This is a genomic window from Polynucleobacter sp. GWA2_45_21 (genome assembly GCF_001830325.1).
Taxonomy (GTDB): Bacteria; Pseudomonadota; Gammaproteobacteria; order Burkholderiales; family Burkholderiaceae; genus Polynucleobacter.
Map to the genome: position 1 here is coordinate 44,604 of NZ_MHZG01000008.1, position 19,902 is coordinate 64,505.

Sequence of the window (19,902 nt, forward strand, 5' to 3'; positions counted from 1 at the left end):
AAAGGCTCTTTAAGCGTGGCATTGCCGCATACTCCCGATTCGAATCCCATTGATTATATCGATGATGAGGATTTCATAGCCCTAGAAGTTCCTGCTGAGGTCAGCGGGGAGCGTTTGGATAAGTTTCTTGGAGGAGCTTTACCTGATTATTCCCGCAATCGCCTCAAAGCGTGGGTTGAGGCTGGGGCGGTTACGGTGGATGGAAAAGTCACCAAAGTGCGCCATTTGCTGCGGGGAAGTGAGAGTATTAAGGTGTTTCCACAAGAAATGCCCGAGCAATTTGCCTTCGCCCCAGAAGATATCTCCCTTGATATTGTCTATGAAGATGACTCCATCATCGTCCTGAATAAGCCCGCTGGACTGGTTGTTCATCCAGCCGCCGGAAATTGGACCGGGACCCTATTAAATGGCCTCTTGCATCGTTTTCCTGAGCTAAAAAACCTCCCAAGGGCAGGAATCGTCCATCGCCTAGATAAAGATACATCTGGACTGATGGTCGTAGCACGGACGGATATCGCCCAAACCTCATTAGTAAGGCAGCTACAAGAGAGAACTGTTGGACGCCGCTACTTTTCTCTAGTTTGGGGTGATGCGCCTTCCCAGGGCAAAGTGCTGGCAACCGTAGGTCGTGATCAGCGTGACCGCCTCAAAATGGCTGCTGGCTCCGCCCAAGGTAAGCCGGCCGCAACCTTGTTCCGACGTTTGGCCAAAGGGGTATTTATAGAAAGCCCTGTTGCTTTATTGGAGTGTCGTCTTGAAACTGGCCGCACCCATCAAATACGGGTTCACCTCGAATCCCTGGGTTTTCCACTCCTAGGCGATCCGGTTTATCGCAAAAGAACACCTGGTGCAGCCAAAACACTCCCTTTCAGTCGTCAAGCTCTACATGCTTATGCTCTTAGTTTGCAGCATCCATCGACTCAGGATGTGATGACCTGGTTTAGATTGCCTCCTCAGGATTTCATGGGTTTGCTCCCTTTGGTTGGAGTGAGTGAGGCGGACCTGCCTAAAGAAGATGCCTTAATGGCATCCATTAAAAATGATCAGCGAAATTCAGCAGATTGAGCCAACTTGGCTTGCGCCAAAGCAAGTTCATGCTTTTTGCACAACACGGGAGGGTGGGGTTAGTAAACCTCCATTTAGTAGTCTCAATCTCGGATTGAATGCAGGCGATGATTTGGGGGATGTACTGCAAAACCGCAGAGCCTTACGATCACGCCTTCCTGCCGAGCCAGCTTGGCTTAAGCAGATTCATGGCGCCACAGTCAGTACTCCAGCTTCAAGAAATGCTTTGCTTAATGGACCATTTGAGGCAGATGCCTCTGTTACCAATATTCCAAATGAGGTTCTAGCTATTCTGACGGCTGATTGCATGCCAGTATTGTTTGCGAGCAAGGGCGCTGATGTCATCGGGGCAGCACATGCTGGTTGGCGTGGCCTCAGTAGTGGGGTTCTAGAAAATACCATTCAAGAGATGCGTCATTTATCCCCGAACCTCCAGCCAAAAGATATTGCAGTGTGGATGGGTCCTGCAATTGGACCTACTGCATTCGAAGTTGGGGAAGATGTATTAGAGGCATTTTCCAGTCACAGCCAAGATGTCTTGTCAGAGGCATTTAAGCCTATTGCCGGAAGCCCTGGAAAGTATTTAGCCAATTTGTACCTCCTTGCTCAGGATCGCTTGCGTTCAATTGGTATTGAACAGATTGATGGCGGTGACTTTTGTACTTTCAGGGATTCCGCAAATTTCTTTTCCTATCGTCGAGATAAGCAGACGGGGCGATTTGCCTCCCTGATTTGGATATCTGACAATGCATAACTTGGGGTTATCACTAGATTAGCTCTAGAGCTAGGGTTAGTGCGTATAACCCTTCCAGCCTGATAGATGGAGAATGATCTCAATAACTTTACGAGATCAATATGTTTGCAGGTATGAATACAGGTGTTGCGCCTTCATTGGCTCCACACCATATGGCCTTAATTCCCCCGGAACGCTTGGCGGAAATTCAAAAGGAATACTTCACTGAGTTTGCCCATCTAGCAACCAATCCCGAAGCAATTGAAGTAAAAGATCGTCGCTTCTCTGGTAAGGCTTGGCATTCATCCTGGAGCAAGATGATTGCTGCAACTTACTTATTGAATTCAAAACATTTGCTTGCACTTGCAAAAGCTGTTGATGCAGATGAAAAGACGAAGACTAAAATTTTGTTCACTACAGAGCAAATGATTGACGCTTTATCACCGTCAAACTTTATTGCAACCAATCCTGAAGTTCTTGAAAATATTATTAGCTCTCAGGGCCAGTCTATTCAAAATGGAATAGTGAATTTGTTGGGTGATTTGAAAAAGGGTAAGGTTTCACTGACTGATGAAAGCGCCTTTGAGGTTGGCAAAAATATTGCAACTAGCGAAGGCCAGGTGGTATTCCGTAATGATCTTTTTGAGTTAATTCAGTACACACCATTGACCGAAACAGTGTATGAGCGCCCATACTTAATGGTGCCACCTTGCATTAATAAATACTATATTTTGGATTTGCAACCAGATAACTCCGTGGTTCGTTATATGGTGGAGCAGGGCCACACTGTTTTCTTGGTCTCCTGGAAAAACCCCGACGCATCTATGTCGAAAGTGACTTGGGATGACTATGTTGGCGATGGCGTTATCAAGGCGATTGAGGTGGTTAGGGACATCGGCGCTACGGATCAGATTAATGTTCTCGGCTTTTGTGTTGGCGGAACTTTAACTTCAACAGCTTTGGCCGTCTTAGCTGCACGCAAAAAAGATTATGTTGCTAGCCTAACCTTGCTCACCACCTTATTGGATTTCACGGACACCGGAATTCTGGATGTGTTCATCGACGAGGGCATGGTCAAGTTGCGCGAGACCACCATTGGTGGAGAGGGCGGTCACTTTGGAATGATGTCTGGTTTGGATCTAGGGAATACATTCTCATTCTTGCGTCCAAATGATTTGGTGTGGAACTATGTTGTCGAGAATTACCTAAAGGGCAATTCACCGCCACCATTTGATTTGCTCTATTGGAATGGTGATTCAACCAATTTACCTGGCCCAATGTATTGCTGGTACCTGCGCCACACTTATTTACAAAATGAATTAATTAAACCAGGCAAGCTCACCGTTTGCGGTGAAAAGGTTGATCTAGGTAAGATTGCTGTCCCAGCCTATATCTACGCTTCGCATGATGACCATATTGTTCCGTGGAAATCTGCTTATGAATCTACCCGTATTTTGAAGGGTAAGAACCGTTTTGTTTTGGGTGCCTCTGGACATATTGCTGGCGTAATTAATCCACCAGCAAAAAACAAGCGCCATTATTTTGAAAACAATAAGTTGGCTAAGACAGCAGATGAGTGGTTGGCTGCAGCAAAAGATATCAAGGGTAGTTGGTGGCCCAACTACGCTAAATGGTTAGAACAGTTTGGTGGCAAGAAAATTAAAGCCAGCAAAACGTTTGGTAATGCACAGTACAAAAAACTAGAAGCGGCGCCTGGTAAGTACGTGAAAGAAAAAGTATCCGCTGCTAATTAATATTTTCATAAGGGGGTAATCATGTCTCAAAAAATTGCATACGTCACTGGTGGTATGGGTGGCATTGGTACAGCTATTTGTCAGCGACTCGCTAAGGATGGCTTTAAGGTCATCGCTGGTTGCGGACCTAATTCCCCACGTAAGGATCGCTGGCTTGGCGAACAGAAGGCTTTGGGTTACGACTTCATCGCTTCTGAAGGTAACGTTTCAGACTGGGATAGCACTGTTGCTGCCTTTGATAAGGTTAAAGCTGAAGTAGGTCGTGTTGACGTTCTAGTGAATAACGCCGGTATTACTAAGGACAGCGTATTCCGCAAAATGACTCCTGAGCAGTGGAAAGCGGTGATTGATACCAACCTCAATTCTTTGTTCAATGTAACTAAGCAAGTGGTTGATGGTATGGCTGATAACGGCTGGGGTCGCATCATTAATATTTCTTCTGTTAATGGTCAAAAGGGTCAGTTTGGTCAATCAAACTACTCCACTGCAAAAGCGGGCTTGCATGGATTTACGATGGCCTTGTCACAAGAGTTAGCCTCTAAAGGGGTGACTGTAAATACAGTTTCTCCTGGTTATATCGGCACAGACATGGTGAAGGCTATTCGTGAGGATGTCCTAGAGAAGATTGTTGCTGGCGTTCCAGTGAAGCGCTTGGGTACCCCAGAAGAGATTGCGTCAATTTGCTGCTGGATTGCCTCTGATGATGGCGGCTACGCAACTGGCGCTGACTTCTCCTTAAATGGTGGCCTGCATACAGGTTAAACCCGTCAAAAATGCAGTTTTAGTGGTCTGCTCATCGGCATATTTACCTTTAGGTCAAACTAGGGATAAACTATGTCGATGTTGCATTGCAGTAATGAGAGTTAGGAAAAATACATGGCCACACGTTCCAAAAAACCCGGCGATAGCCGCTTGATCAAGAAGTACCCCAATCGTCGTTTATATGACACCCAAACCAGCACTTATGTCACGCTGGCAGATATCAAAAATTTAGTCATGGCAGGCGATGCGTTTAGCGTTGTTGATGCAAAAACTGAAGATGATTTAACACGCAATATCTTGCTGCAAATTATTTTGGAAGAAGAGGCTGGCGGCGCGCCGGTATTTTCTACTCAAATGCTTTCTCAAATCATTCGTTTCTATGGAAATTCCATGCAAGGTTTGATGGGTAGCTATCTTGAAAAAACCATGCAGTCTTTTGTGGACATTCACAATAAGCTTGGTGATCAAACCCAGGGCTTAGGCGCAGGTAGCACACCTGAAGCATGGGCCAAGATGATGAATTTGCAAAACCCAATGATGCAAGGCTTAATGGGTAACTATATGGAGCAGAGCAAGGATCTATTTGTGAAGATGCAAGAGCAAATGCAAAACTCCCCAACGATATTTAGTGGCTTCCCATTTCCAGGTCAGCCTAATAAGACAGAAAAAGAATAGTTGTGGCGGGTAAAGTTGGTTTTGTTTCCTTGGGATGCCCCAAGGCATTGGTTGATTCTGAACTCATCCTCACTCAATTAAGCGCTGAGGGTTACGAGACTGCCAAGGATTATTCGGGCGCCGATCTCGTTGTCGTGAATACCTGTGGCTTTATTGATTCTGCTGTTGAGGAGAGCCTTGCCGCGATTGGCGAAGCTTTATCAGAAAATGGCAAAGTTATTGTTACTGGTTGCTTGGGTGCTCGTAAAAATGCAGATGGTAGCGACCTCATTCAGAGCATTCATCCTAAAGTCCTTGCAGTAACCGGGCCTCACGCCACCCAAGAGGTGATGCAGGCTATTCATTTGCACCTGCCAAAACCACATGATCCCTTTACTGATTTACTGCCACCGATTGGTGTGAAGCTCACGCCAAAGCATTATGCGTATCTGAAGATTTCTGAGGGATGCAATCACCGTTGTACCTTCTGCATCATTCCTAGTTTGCGTGGTGACCTTGTGTCACGCCCCATTGGTGAAGTGCTGCTTGAGGCCAAAAAATTATTTGAATCCGGCGTAAAAGAGCTATTAGTTGTTTCACAGGACACAAGCGCCTATGGTGTTGATATTCAATATCGCACTGGTTTTTGGGATGGGAAACCTGTTAAGACTCGTATGTTTGATTTAGTAAATGCTTTAAATCAAATTGCCAGAGAGCATCAAGCTTGGGTTCGCCTACATTATGTCTATCCCTATCCGCATGTAGATGATGTTCTGCCCTTAATGGCAGAGTTTTCTGATCATGGCTTTGGTGTGCTGCCTTATCTAGATATTCCCTTGCAGCACGCGCACCCAGATGTTCTCAAACGCATGAAGCGTCCTGCAAGTGGAGAAAAGAATTTAGAGCGTATACAAGCATGGCGAGCTGCATGCCCAGATTTAGTCATTCGCAGTACTTTTATTGCAGGCTTCCCGGGCGAGACTGAAGAAGAGTTTGAATATCTCCTGAATTTCTTGGATGAGGCTCAAATTGATCGTGCCGGGTGCTTTGCCTATTCACCAGTCGATGGTGCAACAGCCAATGCTTTGGATAACCCAGTTCCAGATGCTATGCGCGAAGATCGCCGCGCTCGTTTTATGGCAAAAGCTGAAGAAATCTCCACTAAACGACTTGCTAAAAAAGTAGGCAAGCGTATTCAAGTCATTATTGACCGCGTAGATGAATCCGGTGGAATTGGCCGAACCATCGGTGATGCCCCTGAAATTGATGGTTTGGTGAGGGTTTTGCCTCCTAATAAGCCCTCTAAGCGCTATCGTGCCGGTGAAATCATCAAAGTCACGGTTATTAGCCCCCAAGGGCATGACCTAATAGCAGAAACTTGACTATTAGAATAAAAATAGTGTTTTGGCCTATTGTTAGGGTCAATATTTTGCCTTTTTAGGCACCGTAAAGGGGATTGATATGAGTCGTGATGTCGTCGTTTTGAGTGCTGTACGTTCAGCAATTGGTACTTTTAATGGATCACTGAGTAGCCTTGAGCCATCAGAGCTCGGCGGTATGGTGATGAAAGAGGCGGTAGCGCGATCTGGAGTAGATCCATCCCTAATTAATTACGTTACTGTTGGTAATACCATCCCTACGGACAACCGTTATGCCTATGTTGCACGCGTTGCTTCCATTCAGGCTGGCTTGCCAATGGAATCTGTTGCGATGGCCTTGAATCGTTTATGCAGTTCAGGTTTACAAGCGATTGTGACAACTGCTCAACAAATTATGTTGGGTGACTGCGATTACGGTATCGGTGGTGGTGTTGAGGTAATGTCACGCGGTATGTACGGTTCACCAGCAATGCGCAGCGGTGCTCGCATGGGCGATACCAAAATGATTGACTTGATGGTTTCTGTTTTGACCGATCCATTTGGTGTTGGACATATGGGTGTTACTGCAGAGAACCTCGTTGAGAAATGGAAGCTAACTCGTGAAGAGCAGGATGCGCTTGCTGTTGAGTCACATCGTCGCGCAGCTAATGCAATTAAAGAAGGTCGCTTTAAATCTCAAATCGTCCCTATTACCATCAAGACCCGTAAGGGTGATGTGGTATTTGATACCGATGAGCATGTGAAGCCAGATACCACTATGGAAACTTTGGCGAAGATGAAAGCAGTCTTCAAAAAAGAGGGCGGTAGCGTTACTGCAGGTAATGCATCAGGCATTAATGATGGCGCTGCATTCTTTGTATTGGCTGACGCTGAAACGGCTAAGAAGGCTGGTCATAAGCCAATCGCTCGTTTAGTTTCTTATGCTGTTGCTGGCGTGCCGAACCACATCATGGGCGAAGGTCCTATTCCAGCAACCAAGATTGCTCTTGAGCGCGCCGGCCTGAAATTAGATCAAATCGATGTGATCGAATCTAATGAGGCTTTTGCTGCACAAGCTTTGGCTGTTACTAAAGGTTTGGGCCTAGACCCAGCTAAGACCAACGTCAATGGTGGAGCAATTGCATTAGGCCACCCAATCGGTTGTTCTGGTGCAGCAATTGCTACTAAAGCTATCCATGAATTACATCGTGTTCAAGGCAAATATGCTTTGGTCACAATGTGTATTGGTGGTGGTCAAGGCATCGCAACTATTTTTGAGCGTCTCTAATCAACGTTCATTCACTGCTCAAGCCTAAATTCAAGTGACTTAGGCGATCAGCAGTAAAGCAGCATCCAAGCCGACTCGGTCAAAAGCCGCGTCGGCTTTTTCTTTGACAATGGGTTTTGCTCGATAGGCAATACTGATGCCTGAGCCATGCATCATGGGTAGATCGTTTGATCCATCACCCATGGTGATGGAGTTCTGCTTATGACAATTCATCATTGCGCAGGCTTGCTCAAGATAAGTATTCTTTGCTGCACCATCAACAATATCGCCAATCACTTTACCGGTGAGCTTGCCGTCAACAATTTCCAAAGTGTTGGCTTGAGTTTGTTTAAAGCCCAATTCCTGTTGGAGCTTTTGGGTAAAAAAAGTGAAACCTCCAGAAACTAGTAGGGTATACAAACCTCTAGCGTTAGCTCCGGCTAGTAATTCAGCGGCTCCAGGGTTAGGACGCAAACGTTCCCGGTAGACCGACTCCAGTACATCAGCAGATACACCCTCTAGAAGGGCTACGCGTCTGCGCAAACTTTCTTGAAAGTCCTTAATTTCTCCGCGCATAGTGGCTTCAGTGATTTCTGAGACCGCAGCTTTTTTACCGGTGAAATCCGCAATCTCATCAATGCACTCAATATTAATGAGTGTTGAGTCCATATCCATGGCCAGCACTTTTACCGCATCAGCTTTAAATCCCGGGGAAAGAAAAGCTAAATCCGTGTCGTACTTAGCAGCGATATCGCGCATTGCAACTCTTGCCTCAGGCAATAAGTTTTGAGAGCAAGTCCAACGGGCAGTGAAATATTTCGATGGTGATGAGTGTAATGCGAGCTGAGAAAGCTCTAGCCCCAGAACTTTTGCATGCGCACTTAATGCAGCATTCAAATCTAGTGGGATTGGAGTATTAGCAAGTGCTACAAGAGTGAGGTGGCTAGACATGGGTGATAAGTAATCGGCAATTAGTTAACTTGAGCAGTATTGAGCACAGCGGATTCATTGAGACTTCTGAGAATTTTCCGGATTTGGTCTAGACGTTGCTCTAGTTTCTCAAAATCCTTCTCTTTTTGGGGGAGAATTTTTAGCTTATCTTGCCCGTTGAGTTGTATGTACTTAGATGACTGAATCAGATGAATGATCTTCATCGGGTCAATTGGGGGATTGGGAATAAATTGAATCTGAATTGAGCTTGGGCTGGCATCAATCTTTTTAATGCCAAATCCTGCCATCTCTAAACGCAAGCGATGGGTTTCATAGAGGGATTTAGCTTGGTCAGGCAAATCGCCATAGCGATCTACCAGCTCTTCACGCAATCCCATGAGTTCGGAGAAATCATGGGTGCCAGCGAAACGCTTGTACATGGAGAGGCGCTCATGGACATCGGGGCAGTAGTCATTTGGGAATAGGGCGGGCACACCAAGGTTGACATCAGTTGTTGCTTGAAGCGGCGAGAGGAGATCGGGTTCTTTGCCGCTACGTAGAGACTTAACAGCTCGATTAAGCATTTCGGTATACAACTGGAATCCAATTTCATGAATTTCACCAGACTGCTTATCGCCTAATACTTCGCCAGCTCCCCGAATCTCTAAATCATGCATTGCTAAATAGAAGCCTGAGCCCAATTCTTCCATTGCCTGAATTGCATTTAAACGCAATTGGGCTTGCTTGCTCAGTGCCTCAGGATCTGGCACTAGGAGGTATGCATATGCCTGGTGATGAGATCGTCCAACGCGACCACGTAATTGGTGTAATTGCGCCAAGCCAAACTTATCCGCGCGATGCATGATGATGGTATTGGCAGTGGGAACGTCAATACCGGTTTCAATAATGGTGGTGCATAATAGGATGTTGGTTCGCTGAGTCACAAACTCACGCATGACGGATTCCAATTCACGCTCATGCATTTGGCCGTGCGCTACGCTAATGCGTGCTTCCGGAATGAGTTCTTGTAAAGCATGCTTACGGTTCTGAATAGTTTCAACTTCGTTATGCAAGAAATAGACCTGTCCACCACGCTTAATCTCACGAAGCACAGCCTCACGAATAACGCCATCACCCTCACGACGCACAAAGGTTTTGATAGCTAAGCGCTTCTGAGGTGCGGTAGCGATAATAGAAAACTCTCGCAAACCTTCCATCGCCATGCCTAGAGTTCTTGGAATAGGTGTGGCAGTCAGAGTCAGGATATCCACTTCAGCGCGCAATGCCTTTAGCGCATCCTTCTGACGTACACCAAAGCGATGCTCTTCATCCGCGATTACTAAACCTAAATTAGCAAACTGGGTTTCTTTTGATAGCAGCTTATGTGTACCAATGATGATGTCGGCTTCACCCTTAGCAATTGCTTCTAATGCAGCATTAATTTCTTTAGTGGTTTTAAAGCGCGAGAGCTCAACAATGCGCACCGGCCAATCGGCAAAGCGATCTTTCCAGGTGGCGACGTGCTGCTCAGCAAGAAGAGTGGTTGGAGCCAAGATGGCTACTTGCTTGCCACCCATCACTGCAACAAAGCTGGCGCGTAGAGCAACCTCGGTCTTGCCAAAGCCCACATCACCACATACCAGTCTATCCATCGGTGTGCCGCTAGTCATATCGCCAATGACTGCAGCAATGGCGTTGGCCTGATCCGGTGTTTCTTCGAAACCAAAGCTTTCGGCAAAAGCAGCGTAATCATGGGCTGAGAATTCAAAGGCATGACCTTTGCGAATCGCTCTTGCTGCATAAAGGCTCAATAGTTCTGCGGCGGTATCTCGAATTTGTTGCGCAGCTTTACGCCTTGCTTTGTCCCACTGACCAGAACCCAGTTGATGTAATGGTGCTGAGTCAGGATCGGAGCCTGCATAACGGGTGACCATTTGTAGCTGTTGTACTGGTACATATAGAGTCGCATCTTTGGCGTAAACCAAATGCAAGAACTCTTCAAAAATAGGCTCTTCTTTTGGTGGCGCTAAATTGAGGAGAACTAAACCTTGGTAGCGACCAATACCATGATCAGAATGCACTACAGGATCACCAATCTTGAGCTCGGATAAATCCTTAAAGAGCATATCCGGATCGGCGCTCTCACTTTCTTTGCCTTTGCGTCGTTGACGGGCCGTGGTGGTAAAGAGCTCTGCTTCAGTAACAACGATGAGGTTTTCAGCTGGCCAAGTAAATCCATTAAAGAGTTGGGCCGTGACCAATCCAAAAAGTGAATCGCTCTTAATGAAATCAGCAATACCTTCAAAGCCTTCTGGCTTTAATGGGTAGAGTGGTTTGCCATTCTGCCCAGCAACTGAATTACTTTCTTCAAAGAGTTGGCGAATCGATTCTTTGCGGCCATTGCTATCACTACAAATAAGTACGCGAACTTTTTCTTGAGCAACTAAAGCGCGTAGTCGATTAATTGGGTCAGCATCACGGCGATGTACCGCTAAATCCGGTACGGCTAAAAATTGTGGTGATTCTTTTGCTTCTTTATCCACCTCTTTCTCTAATGCCAAACGCGCATTAGGCTTGAGCGCCGTAAAGAATTGATCGACATCTAGGAATAAGTCTGCCGGCGGAAGAATGGGGCGATCAAGATCATGTTTTAAGAACTCATATCTAGAAAGTGTGTCTTTCCAAAAGCTCTTGATGGATTCTTCAACGTCGCCAATACTGACTAGCCAGACTGGATCCCCAGAGCGAGGGAAGTAATCAAAGACGGTAGAAGACTCTTCGAAGAAGAGGGGTAGGTAGGATTCGATGCCAGCGCTAGGGATTCCGAGGTTGGCATCTTTATAAATTGAACAACGTGTTGGATCGCCCTCAAACACTTCGCGCCATCTACCACGGAAGGCGGTACGTGAAGCATCATCAAATGGAAACTCATGCCCCGGTAATAGCCGAACCCCTTTGACGGGATAGAGGCTGCGCTGGGTGTCGGGATCAAAAGCTCGAATTTGCTCGATCTCATCACCAAAGAGATCTAGGCGATAAGGCAGGCTTGAGCCCATCGGAAATAAATCAATCAAGCCACCGCGAATGCTGTATTCACCGGGACGCATGACTGAGCTAACGGGGTCATAACCAGCTTGTTGTAACTGAAGTTTCAGGGCAGCCTCATTGAGCTTGTCACCTTGCCTAAAAAAGAAGGTGTGGCCCGATAAGAAATTCGGTGGTCCTAATCTTTGTAGCGCAGTGGTGATGGGTACTAAGACAATGTCGCAACTGCCGTTGAGTAATTCATAAAGCGTGGCTAAACGTTCTGAGACCAAATCCTGATGTGGTGAGAAGTGGTCATAAGGCAGGATTTCCCAGTCGGGGAGAAGGCGTGTTTTGAGTTGCGGCGCAAAAGCCGGGATTTCTTCCAAGAGACGCTGCGCTTCCTGTGCCTGTGCACAGAAGATCACCATGACTGAGAATTCAGATCGATAACGTAGGGCTGATTGGGCAATTAAGGCTGCATCTGAAGAGCCTACTAGGCCTGAAAAGGTAAAGCGCTGCCCAGCCCGCGGTGCAGGTATGGGGGGTGCTAGTTTTAATGCATCAGACATCGAAGCTCATTATAGAATCAGGTATGCACGCTGGAAACCCATCCCCTCAATCTTTACCGCAATGCCACGCTGTATTACCAACGGCTGGCACTGGATCAAGGCTTGGTGGGGCTCTACCAAAACAGTTTCAGGAGTTGGCAGGTCAACCTATGCTGGCCTATGCCTTAAATGCCTTTGCTGCTACCCCAGAGATTGCCTCTATTTGGGTGGGGGTCAGCCCAGGCTTTATTGATAATCCCATCCTGAGTTCACTTTCCAGCAAATCTGCATCTATTCAATTTCTTCCAAGCGGTGGCCCAACTCGTCAAGAAACCGTCAGAAATACTCTAGCAGCTATGCTCAAGGCAGGCGTTCCCGAAAATGACTGGGTCTTAGTCCATGATGCTGCAAGACCTGGAATTTCTCCTGAACTCATTCAGAAGTTGATTCACGCTGTAACTCAAGCTGGTGAGGGCGGCCTTTTGGCGATGCCTCTTGCAGATACCCTAAAGATGGCCGATGCCAATTCAGCAATTGCTGGCAATCCCAATAGGGCGATGAAGACGATTTCTCGAGATCATCTTTGGCAAGCTCAAACCCCTCAGATGTTTGGTTTAAAGCACCTGCATGATGCAATTGAGGAGGGCATACGACTAGAGGCCGATATTACCGATGAGGCAAGTGCAATGGAGCTCTCTGGCTCCAGCCCCTTATTAATAGAGGGTGCCACTCGCAACTTCAAAGTAACCCACCCAGCAGATTGGGATTTGATGCAAACTATTTTGCAGGCAAGCAGCAAATAAGTCCTCAGAACCTATAACGACAATTAATGACTTCAAACGCTCCCCAAATTCCTCAATTCCGAATTGGCCAAGGTTATGACGTTCATGCTTTAGTTGAGGGTCGAAAACTCATCTTGGGTGGTGTGCACGTCCCCAACAATAAAGGTTTACTAGGCCATTCCGATGCAGATGCTTTGTTGCATGCCTTAACTGATGCGCTACTAGGGGCTGCAGGCCTGAACGATATTGGCCAGTTATTTCCAGATACCGATCCTCAATTTAAGGATATGGATAGCCGTATTTTGCTCAGAGCTGCGCTTCAGAAGATTCAGGCTGCTGGGTTTCAGGTAGGCAATGTCGATGCGACGATTATTTGCCAAAAGCCCAAATTAGCCACCTTTTTGCCTGAGATGGTCCGCAATATTGCGGCGGATTTGGCTGTTACACCAAGCCATGTCAATCTCAAGGCCAAAACGAATGAATCCCTTGGGCACTTAGGCAGAGGAGAGGGCATTGCAGTCCATGCGGTGGCTTTGGTCTATAAGGCCTAAATATCCTCCAAAACCGCTAAGCATTGTAGAATTACGGTCTTTAGAGTGAAGCTTCAGCTCGGTAGTGTTTGCGGAATTCGCGCGAGGATGGCGAAATTGGTAGACGCACCAGGTTTAGGTCCTGACGCCAGAAATGGTGTGGGGGTTCGAGTCCCCCTCCTCGCACCACAAGTTTGCTACTTGGCTTGGGCTTCACATATCCGATTTTCAATTAAGAGACGAGAATGGCTGTGCAGATAGAAAATTTAGGTCAGTTAGACCGCAAAGTGACCTTAGAGTTCGCTCGTGCCGATTTGGCTAAGGCAAGAGAAACCCAATTGGCTAAATTGGGTAAGACCATGAAGGCCCCAGGCTTCCGTCCAGGCAAAGTGCCTAAGAACATGGTCGAAAAACAATACGGTATGCAAGTGGATTTCGAGCTTCAGTTTGATAAAGCTACAGAGCTCTTCTTTGAGTTGGCTAAAAAGGAAAACATCCTTCTGGCTGGCCAACCACGTCTCGATCCTAAATCAGAATTAGATGCAGACAAAATTGTGTTTGATGCTTACTTTGAAGTACTGCCAGAAGTAAAGATTGGCGATTTCAGCAAAGCTGAAGTAACTAAGTACACAACAGATATTTCCGATGCAGAGATTGATCGTGCATTAGATGTATTGCGTAAGCAGCAAGTTCATTACCATCCACGCGGCGTAGCTGGTGCTCATGGTGATGGCGGTGCAAACACAGCTGCTCAAGCTGGCGACCAGGTTGTAATCGACTTCGTTGGCAAGATCGACGGCGTTGAATTTGCTGGCGGTAAAGCTGAAAACTTTGAATACGTTCTTGGTGAAGGTCGCATGCTCCCCGAATTTGAAGCTGCTACATTGGGCCTCAAAGCAGGTGAGAGCAAGACTTTCCCATTAAGTTTCCCAGCGGATTACCACGGTAAAGATGTAGCCGGCAAGACTGCAGACTTCACTATCACTGTGAAGTCAGTCAACTGGGCGCACCTCCCAGCTATTGATGATGCATTCGCATTATCTTTAGGCGTTACTGAAGGTGGCGTTGCTAAGATGCGTGAAGAAGTAAAAGAAAATTTAGAGCGCGAAACAAAACGTCGCACTACCTCCTTGTTAAAGGGTGAGGTAATGGAGAAGCTCAACAGCCTTTGCGAGCTCGATGCACCAAAATCTTTGGTTGCTCAAGAGCAAGAGCGTTTAGTTGAGTCTGCACGTCAAGACTTGATGCAACGTGGTATTCCAAATGCCAAAGATGCACCGATTCCTGCTGAAATGTTCGCTGAGCAAGCTCTCAAGCGCGTTCGTCTTGGTTTGATTTTGAGCGACTTGGTTAAGCAGCAAAATTTGGCTGCAACTGCAGATCAAATTAAAGCTGAAATTGATGAGCAAGCTGCTACTTACGAAGATCCTAAAGAAGTAGTGCGTTGGTTCTACAGCAACCCAAGCCGCCTCAAAGATATCGAGAACTTGGTATTAGAAGATAACGTGATTAAGTATTTCACTTCGCAAGCTAAAGTGATCGATAAAGCAGTTACTTTCGAAGAACTCAGCAAGCTCAATTAAGTATTTAACAAATAAAGGTCTGATCACATGAACCAGAATCATTTCCAGTCTGAGAATTTAGAGCCCAAAGGTTTGGGTTTAGTTCCAATGGTGATTGAAACCTCTGGTCGAGGTGAAAGGGCCTATGACATTTACTCTCGCTTACTAAGAGAACGTGTTGTGTTCTTGGTTGGCGAAGTAAATGATCAAACTGCAAACTTAGTGATTGCCCAGTTGCTATTTCTTGAGAGCGAGAACCCAGATAAAGAAATTTCTCTGTACATCAACTCTCCTGGTGGCTCTGTATCTGCTGGTCTAGCAATCTACGACACAATGCAATTTATCAAGCCACACGTCAGCACTCTGTGTATGGGTATGGCTGCGAGCATGGGCGCATTCTTATTATGTGCTGGCGAGAAGGGTAAGCGTTATGCATTACCGAATTCACGTGTGATGATTCATCAACCATTAGGCGGTGCACGTGGTCAAGCTTCTGATATTGAAATTCAAGCCCGTGAAATTTTGTACTTGCGTGAGCGCTTGAATAAGATTTTGGCGGATCGCACTGGCCAATCGATTGAAACGATTGCTAAAGATACTGATCGCGATAACTTCATGTCTGCAGACCAAGCTCAAGAGTATGGCTTGATCGATAAAGTCATTGATAAGCGTCCTTAATCTACACCCACACTTAGATTGCTATCTTGAGCGAAACGAACAACACCAAAAGCACAGATAAAATTCTGTATTGCTCCTTCTGTGGCAAGAGCCAACATGAAGTAAAGAAGTTGATTGCTGGACCATCTGTTTTCATTTGTGATGAGTGCATCGATTTATGTACCGACGTCATTCAAGAGGAGCTGGCTAAGCTTCCTAAGACAGAAGGTGACGACGCTTTACCAACTCCACACCAGATCCGTGAGAATTTAGACCAGTATGTGATTGGTCAAGATCATGCGAAAAAGACTTTAGCGGTAGCGGTTTATAACCATTACAAGCGCTTGCAGTATTTACCAAAGCCTAAAAAAGAGAAGCTTGATAAAGACGGTAAACCTGTAGAAGCTGCTGATAAGAAAGAATCTAAAGTTCCTGCCAAAGCGATGGTTGATGGCGTTGAGTTAGCAAAGAGCAATATTTTGCTGATCGGCCCGACTGGTTCTGGTAAGACTTTATTGGCTCAGACTTTAGCTCGTATGCTTGATGTGCCATTTGTTATGGCTGATGCAACCACGCTTACTGAAGCAGGTTACGTTGGTGAAGACGTTGAAAACATTATTCAGAAGTTGTTGCAAGCTTGCGACTACAACGTAGAAAAAGCGCAACGTGGAATTGTGTATATCGACGAGATTGACAAGATCTCGCGTAAGTCTGATAACCCATCCATCACTCGTGACGTATCGGGTGAGGGTGTTCAGCAAGCCTTGTTGAAGCTGGTTGAAGGCACGATGGCTTCAGTGCCACCCCAAGGTGGCCGCAAGCACCCCAATCAAGATTTCCTGCAAGTCGATACAACCAACATTTTGTTTATTTGTGGCGGCGCTTTTGACGGTCTTGAAAAGGTCATTCAGCAGCGCACTGCCAAGACTGGCATTGGATTTAATGCTACGGTCCCAGGCAAGGATGATCGCGGCGTTAGTGACCTCTTAATTGAAGTTGAGCCAGAAGATTTAATTAAGTTTGGCCTGATCCCTGAATTAATTGGTCGTCTGCCAGTTGTTGCGACTTTGGCGCAATTGGATGAGACAGCCTTGATTCAGATCCTGACCGAGCCTAAGAATGCCTTGGTTAAGCAATATCAGGCCTTATTAACGATGGAAGGCTCTGAGCTTGAAGTTCGCCCAGCGGCATTGTCAGCGATTGCCAAGAAAGCTATTGCACGCAAAACTGGTGCACGTGGCCTGCGTTCTATTCTTGAGGGATCCCTCATGGATGTGATGTATGACCTGCCATCTTTGAAGAACGTTCAAAAGGTGGTCATCGATGAAAATACCATCGCTGAGGGCGGAAAGCCCATTCTGGTCTACAAGCAGGGTGACGAATCTACAGAAATGAGCAAAAAAGCCTAATTTTTAGTCTTTTTTGCTGTTTTCACAGGGTTTTTGCTCACTTTTCGCATATTTCCCCCTTGTTTTTCACTAGGTGGCACCCATATAGGTAGTATCCTATTCCTAAATTATGTCCGTATGTAGTAGTGCGGCATTTTTAGAGATTTTTACGGAATGACTATTTTGGAGGAATTGCCCCATGCCTGGCCACTTATTACTACCCTCTGAACCTATTCAACTACCGCTTCTCCCATTAAGAGATGTCGTAGTGTTTCCACACATGGTTATCCCATTATTTGTAGGGCGACCAAAATCCATTAAAGCCCTAGAAGCCGCCATGGAAACTGGCAAAAATGTGCTTTTAGTTGCTCAAAAAACTGCCGCCAAGGATGAACCTGGGGTAGAGGACCTATATGAGGTTGGCTGTATCGCTAACATTCTGCAAATGCTTAAGCTGCCAGATGGCACTGTCAAGGTGTTGGTTGAAGGTGTGCAGCGTGCTGAAGTAAGTCAAGTGGAAGATAGTCAAGGCTACTTTGCTTGTGAAGCGACTCCAACTCCCATGTCAGCATTGGATGCGCATGAAACCGAAGCATTGCGTCGCGCCATCATGGCGCAGTTTGATCAGTATGTAAAACTGAACAAAAAAGTTCCTCAAGAAATTCTGTCTTCATTAGGCGGCATTGATGACCCAAGTCGTTTGGCGGATACGATTTGCGCTCATCTCCCAGTCAAGCTTGAGCAGAAGCAGCGCTTGCTAGAGATGACAGACGTCGTTCAGCGTTTAGAAAGTCTCTTGGCTGATCTTGAAAGCGAGATCGACATCCTGCAAGTGGAGAAGCGCATTCGTGGACGCGTAAAGCGTCAGATGGAGAAGAGTCAGCGCGAGTACTACCTGAATGAACAAGTTAAAGCCATTCAAAAAGAATTAGGCGAGGGCGAAGAGGGCGCAGATCTCGAGGAACTTGAGAAGCGCATTAAAGCAGCTCGCATGCCCAAGGAAGCATTGAAGAAGGCGGAGTCTGAGTTGAAAAAACTCAAACTGATGTCACCAATGTCTGCTGAAGCGACAGTGATCCGCAATTTCATTGATACCTTGGTAACGCTTCCTTGGAAGAAGAAAACCAAGATTAATAATGATTTAGCTAATGCTGAAAAAGTATTGGATGAGGATCATTATGGCCTCGATAAAGTAAAAGAACGCATCTTGGAATATCTTGCAGTTCAACAACGAGTTGAACGTGTCAAGGCTCCAATCCTGTGTTTAGTTGGCCCTCCTGGGGTTGGTAAAACTTCTCTTGGCCAATCTATCGCACGCGCAACTAACCGCAAGTTTGTGCGCATGGCCTTGGGTGGCGTGCGTGACGAGTCTGAGATTCGTGGCCATCGTCGTACCTATATTGGTTCTATGCCCGGTAAGATTCTTTCAAGCTTAACTAAGGTGGGCGTGCGCAATCCTTTATTCCTCTTGGATGAAGTAGACAAGATGGGTATGGACTTCCGCGGTGATCCTGCGAGTGCATTACTGGAAGTTTTAGATCCTGAGCAAAACCACACATTCCAGGATCACTATGTCGAGGTTGACTTTGATCTATCCGATGTGATGTTTGTTGCAACATCCAACTCTTTGAATATTCCTGGTCCTCTGCTTGATCGCTTGGAGATTATTCGTCTTGCAGGCTATACCGAAGATGAGAAAACTAGCATTGCAATCAATTATTTAATCCCTAAACAGATTAAAAATAATGGTCTCAAGAAAGATGAATTGAAGATTGAAGAATCTGCTGTTCGCAGCATGATTCGTTACTACACACGTGAAGCTGGTGTGCGTTCCCTAGAGCGAGAAATCAGCAAGATCTGCCGCAAGGTGGTGAAGTTGCTTCTCCTGAAGAAAGAGGCGGCACCAGTCACTGTGAATGCCGATAATCTAGAGAAGTTCCTCTCAGTCAAGATGTACGACTTTGGTCTTGCTGCAAAAGAGAATCAAGTTGGTCAGGTAACTGGTTTGGCTTGGACTGAAGTTGGCGGAGATTTATTGACCATCGAAGCGGCGGTAATGCCTGGTAAGGGTGTTATTACTCGTACTGGTTCTATCGGTGATGTAATGAAGGAGTCTGTGGAGGCTGCAAAAACCGTGGTTCGATCTAGAGCGAGAGCTTTGGGGATTGCGGATGAAGCCTTTGAGAAGAAGGATATTCATATTCACTTTCCGGATGGCGCAACACCAAAAGATGGTCCATCTGCCGGTATTGCGATTACAACAGCCCTAGTATCTGTATTTACTGGTATTCCAATTCGTTCCGATGTGGCGATGACTGGGGAAATTACTTTACGCGGCGAAGTACTGCCGATTGGCGGCCTAAAAGAGAAGTTATTGGCAGCGCATCGCGGTGGTATTAAGCTTGCCCTGATTCCCGAGGAAAACGTCAAAGATTTGATCGACATTCCGGATAACGTCAAGAATGCGATTGAAATTGTGCCGGTACGGTGGATTGATAAGGTACTTGAATTAGCATTAGAGAGAAAACCCGTTGCTTTGCCTGATCCAACGCCAGAAGAGCTCGCTAAAAAGGCTGCTGAAGCTAGCAAGGCCAATGAAAAAATTTCTTCTGGAGAGGCCTTAAAGCATTGATGTGTAGGGGATATTTGAGGGATTTTGAGTCAAATTGAGTGGCATTTTGAAGTTCATTTTGATGAAGAATCTCTCTTTTGTTCGCACACTAGGTTACAATCTCGTCTGTATTAATTTGGGGCGCTTAGCTCAGATGGTAGAGCGTCTGCCTTACACGCAGAATGTCGGCGGTTCGATCCCGTCAGCGCCCACCAGTTTCCCAAATCGCATTTGTTTTCCTTCCTTGGGCTTTCTAGTTCCTCTAGACCTCTAG

General features: G+C 46.2%; 15 protein-coding genes and 2 tRNA genes. 15 read left to right on the forward strand and 2 right to left on the reverse strand.

The features are described from left to right. Positions 1 to 15 precede the first annotated feature (15 nt). The 7 genes from A2X74_RS07215 (at position 16) to A2X74_RS07245 (ending at position 7,614) form a co-directional block, all read left to right on the forward strand. A complete protein-coding gene (locus A2X74_RS07215) occupies positions 16 to 1,065 on the forward strand; it encodes an RluA family pseudouridine synthase (RefSeq protein WP_293625269.1) in 1,050 nt (349 codons plus the stop codon). Further along, on the forward strand, positions 1,040 to 1,819 hold the full coding sequence (pgeF, locus tag A2X74_RS07220; RefSeq protein ID WP_293625267.1) for a peptidoglycan editing factor PgeF: 780 nt from the start codon (positions 1,040 to 1,042) through the stop codon (positions 1,817 to 1,819). Before A2X74_RS07215 ends, pgeF begins: the two co-directional genes overlap by 26 nt. Before the next feature lie 101 nt (positions 1,820 to 1,920). Continuing rightward, positions 1,921 to 3,552, forward strand: coding sequence for a class I poly(R)-hydroxyalkanoic acid synthase (gene phaC, locus A2X74_RS07225; protein WP_293625265.1), 1,632 nt, complete (start codon positions 1,921 to 1,923; stop codon positions 3,550 to 3,552). A gap of 21 nt (positions 3,553 to 3,573) precedes the next feature. Further along, positions 3,574 to 4,314, forward strand: a complete 741-nt coding sequence (locus A2X74_RS07230; RefSeq protein WP_015421093.1) for a 3-ketoacyl-ACP reductase — start codon at positions 3,574 to 3,576, stop codon at positions 4,312 to 4,314. Between the two features lie 114 nt (positions 4,315 to 4,428). After that, positions 4,429 to 4,989 carry a polyhydroxyalkanoate synthesis repressor PhaR gene (phaR, locus tag A2X74_RS07235; RefSeq protein WP_293625261.1) on the forward strand — a complete coding sequence of 187 codons (561 nt, stop codon included), beginning with the start codon at positions 4,429 to 4,431 and terminating at the stop codon, positions 4,987 to 4,989. A gap of 2 nt (positions 4,990 to 4,991) precedes the next feature. After that, a complete protein-coding gene (rimO, locus tag A2X74_RS07240) occupies positions 4,992 to 6,350 on the forward strand; it encodes a 30S ribosomal protein S12 methylthiotransferase RimO (RefSeq protein ID WP_293625259.1) in 1,359 nt (452 codons plus the stop codon). Positions 6,351 to 6,429: 79 nt separating this feature from the next. Next, on the forward strand, positions 6,430 to 7,614 hold the full coding sequence (locus tag A2X74_RS07245; protein WP_293625257.1) for an acetyl-CoA C-acyltransferase family protein: 1,185 nt from the start codon (positions 6,430 to 6,432) through the stop codon (positions 7,612 to 7,614). Between the two features lie 39 nt (positions 7,615 to 7,653). Here A2X74_RS07245 and serB read toward each other — a convergent pair whose 3' ends face one another. Continuing rightward, positions 7,654 to 8,544: a phosphoserine phosphatase SerB gene (gene serB, locus A2X74_RS07250; RefSeq protein WP_293625255.1), complete on the reverse strand. Its 891-nt coding sequence runs from the start codon at positions 8,542 to 8,544 to the stop codon at positions 7,654 to 7,656. A 20-nt stretch (positions 8,545 to 8,564) separates the two neighbouring features. Beyond that, on the reverse strand, positions 8,565 to 12,119 hold the full coding sequence (gene mfd, locus A2X74_RS07255) for a transcription-repair coupling factor (RefSeq protein WP_293625253.1): 3,555 nt from the start codon (positions 12,117 to 12,119) through the stop codon (positions 8,565 to 8,567). Between the two features lie 23 nt (positions 12,120 to 12,142). Between mfd and ispD the strand changes: the two genes are divergently transcribed. The 8 genes from ispD (at position 12,143) to A2X74_RS07295 (ending at position 19,843) form a co-directional block, all read left to right on the forward strand. Next, positions 12,143 to 12,901 (forward strand): 2-C-methyl-D-erythritol 4-phosphate cytidylyltransferase, encoded by a 759-nt coding sequence (gene ispD / locus A2X74_RS07260; protein ID WP_293625251.1) that lies wholly within the window; start codon positions 12,143 to 12,145, stop codon positions 12,899 to 12,901. Between the two features lie 26 nt (positions 12,902 to 12,927). Beyond that, positions 12,928 to 13,431, forward strand: coding sequence for a 2-C-methyl-D-erythritol 2,4-cyclodiphosphate synthase (ispF, locus tag A2X74_RS07265; protein WP_293625249.1), 504 nt, complete (start codon positions 12,928 to 12,930; stop codon positions 13,429 to 13,431). Between the two features lie 81 nt (positions 13,432 to 13,512). Further along, positions 13,513 to 13,599 (forward strand) — tRNA-Leu (locus A2X74_RS07270). Positions 13,600 to 13,655: 56 nt separating this feature from the next. Next, entirely contained in the window at positions 13,656 to 14,993 is a 1,338-nt protein-coding gene (gene tig / locus A2X74_RS07275; protein WP_293625247.1) for a trigger factor, read from the forward strand. Positions 14,994 to 15,020: 27 nt separating this feature from the next. Continuing rightward, positions 15,021 to 15,650, forward strand: a complete 630-nt coding sequence (gene clpP, locus A2X74_RS07280; RefSeq protein WP_015421102.1) for an ATP-dependent Clp endopeptidase proteolytic subunit ClpP — start codon at positions 15,021 to 15,023, stop codon at positions 15,648 to 15,650. 26 nt (positions 15,651 to 15,676) lie between these two features. Further along, on the forward strand, positions 15,677 to 17,038 hold the full coding sequence (gene clpX / locus A2X74_RS07285) for an ATP-dependent Clp protease ATP-binding subunit ClpX (RefSeq protein WP_293625244.1): 1,362 nt from the start codon (positions 15,677 to 15,679) through the stop codon (positions 17,036 to 17,038). A gap of 178 nt (positions 17,039 to 17,216) precedes the next feature. Beyond that, positions 17,217 to 19,649 carry an endopeptidase La gene (gene lon, locus A2X74_RS07290; protein ID WP_293625242.1) on the forward strand — a complete coding sequence of 811 codons (2,433 nt, stop codon included), beginning with the start codon at positions 17,217 to 17,219 and terminating at the stop codon, positions 19,647 to 19,649. Positions 19,650 to 19,767: 118 nt separating this feature from the next. Further along, a tRNA-Val gene (locus tag A2X74_RS07295) sits at positions 19,768 to 19,843 on the forward strand. The last annotated feature ends 59 nt before the right edge of the window (positions 19,844 to 19,902 follow it).

Excerpts from the sequence above, each read along its gene's own strand:
- pgeF (WP_293625267.1), top strand. The coding sequence starts at position 1,040 with ATGATCAGCGAAATTCAGCAGATTGAGCCAACTTGGCTTGCGCCAAAG.
- phaC (WP_293625265.1), top strand. The coding sequence starts at position 1,921 with ATGTTTGCAGGTATGAATACAGGTGTTGCGCCTTCATTGGCTCCACAC.
- A2X74_RS07230 (WP_015421093.1), top strand. The coding sequence starts at position 3,574 with ATGTCTCAAAAAATTGCATACGTCACTGGTGGTATGGGTGGCATTGGT.
- phaR (WP_293625261.1), top strand. The coding sequence starts at position 4,429 with ATGGCCACACGTTCCAAAAAACCCGGCGATAGCCGCTTGATCAAGAAG.
- A2X74_RS07245 (WP_293625257.1), top strand. The coding sequence starts at position 6,430 with ATGAGTCGTGATGTCGTCGTTTTGAGTGCTGTACGTTCAGCAATTGGT.
- serB (WP_293625255.1), bottom strand. The coding sequence starts at position 8,544 with ATGTCTAGCCACCTCACTCTTGTAGCACTTGCTAATACTCCAATCCCA.
- mfd (WP_293625253.1), bottom strand. The coding sequence starts at position 12,119 with ATGTCTGATGCATTAAAACTAGCACCCCCCATACCTGCACCGCGGGCT.
- ispD (WP_293625251.1), top strand. The coding sequence starts at position 12,143 with ATGCACGCTGGAAACCCATCCCCTCAATCTTTACCGCAATGCCACGCT.
- ispF (WP_293625249.1), top strand. The coding sequence starts at position 12,928 with ATGACTTCAAACGCTCCCCAAATTCCTCAATTCCGAATTGGCCAAGGT.
- tig (WP_293625247.1), top strand. The coding sequence starts at position 13,656 with ATGGCTGTGCAGATAGAAAATTTAGGTCAGTTAGACCGCAAAGTGACC.
- clpP (WP_015421102.1), top strand. The coding sequence starts at position 15,021 with ATGAACCAGAATCATTTCCAGTCTGAGAATTTAGAGCCCAAAGGTTTG.
- lon (WP_293625242.1), top strand. The coding sequence starts at position 17,217 with ATGCCTGGCCACTTATTACTACCCTCTGAACCTATTCAACTACCGCTT.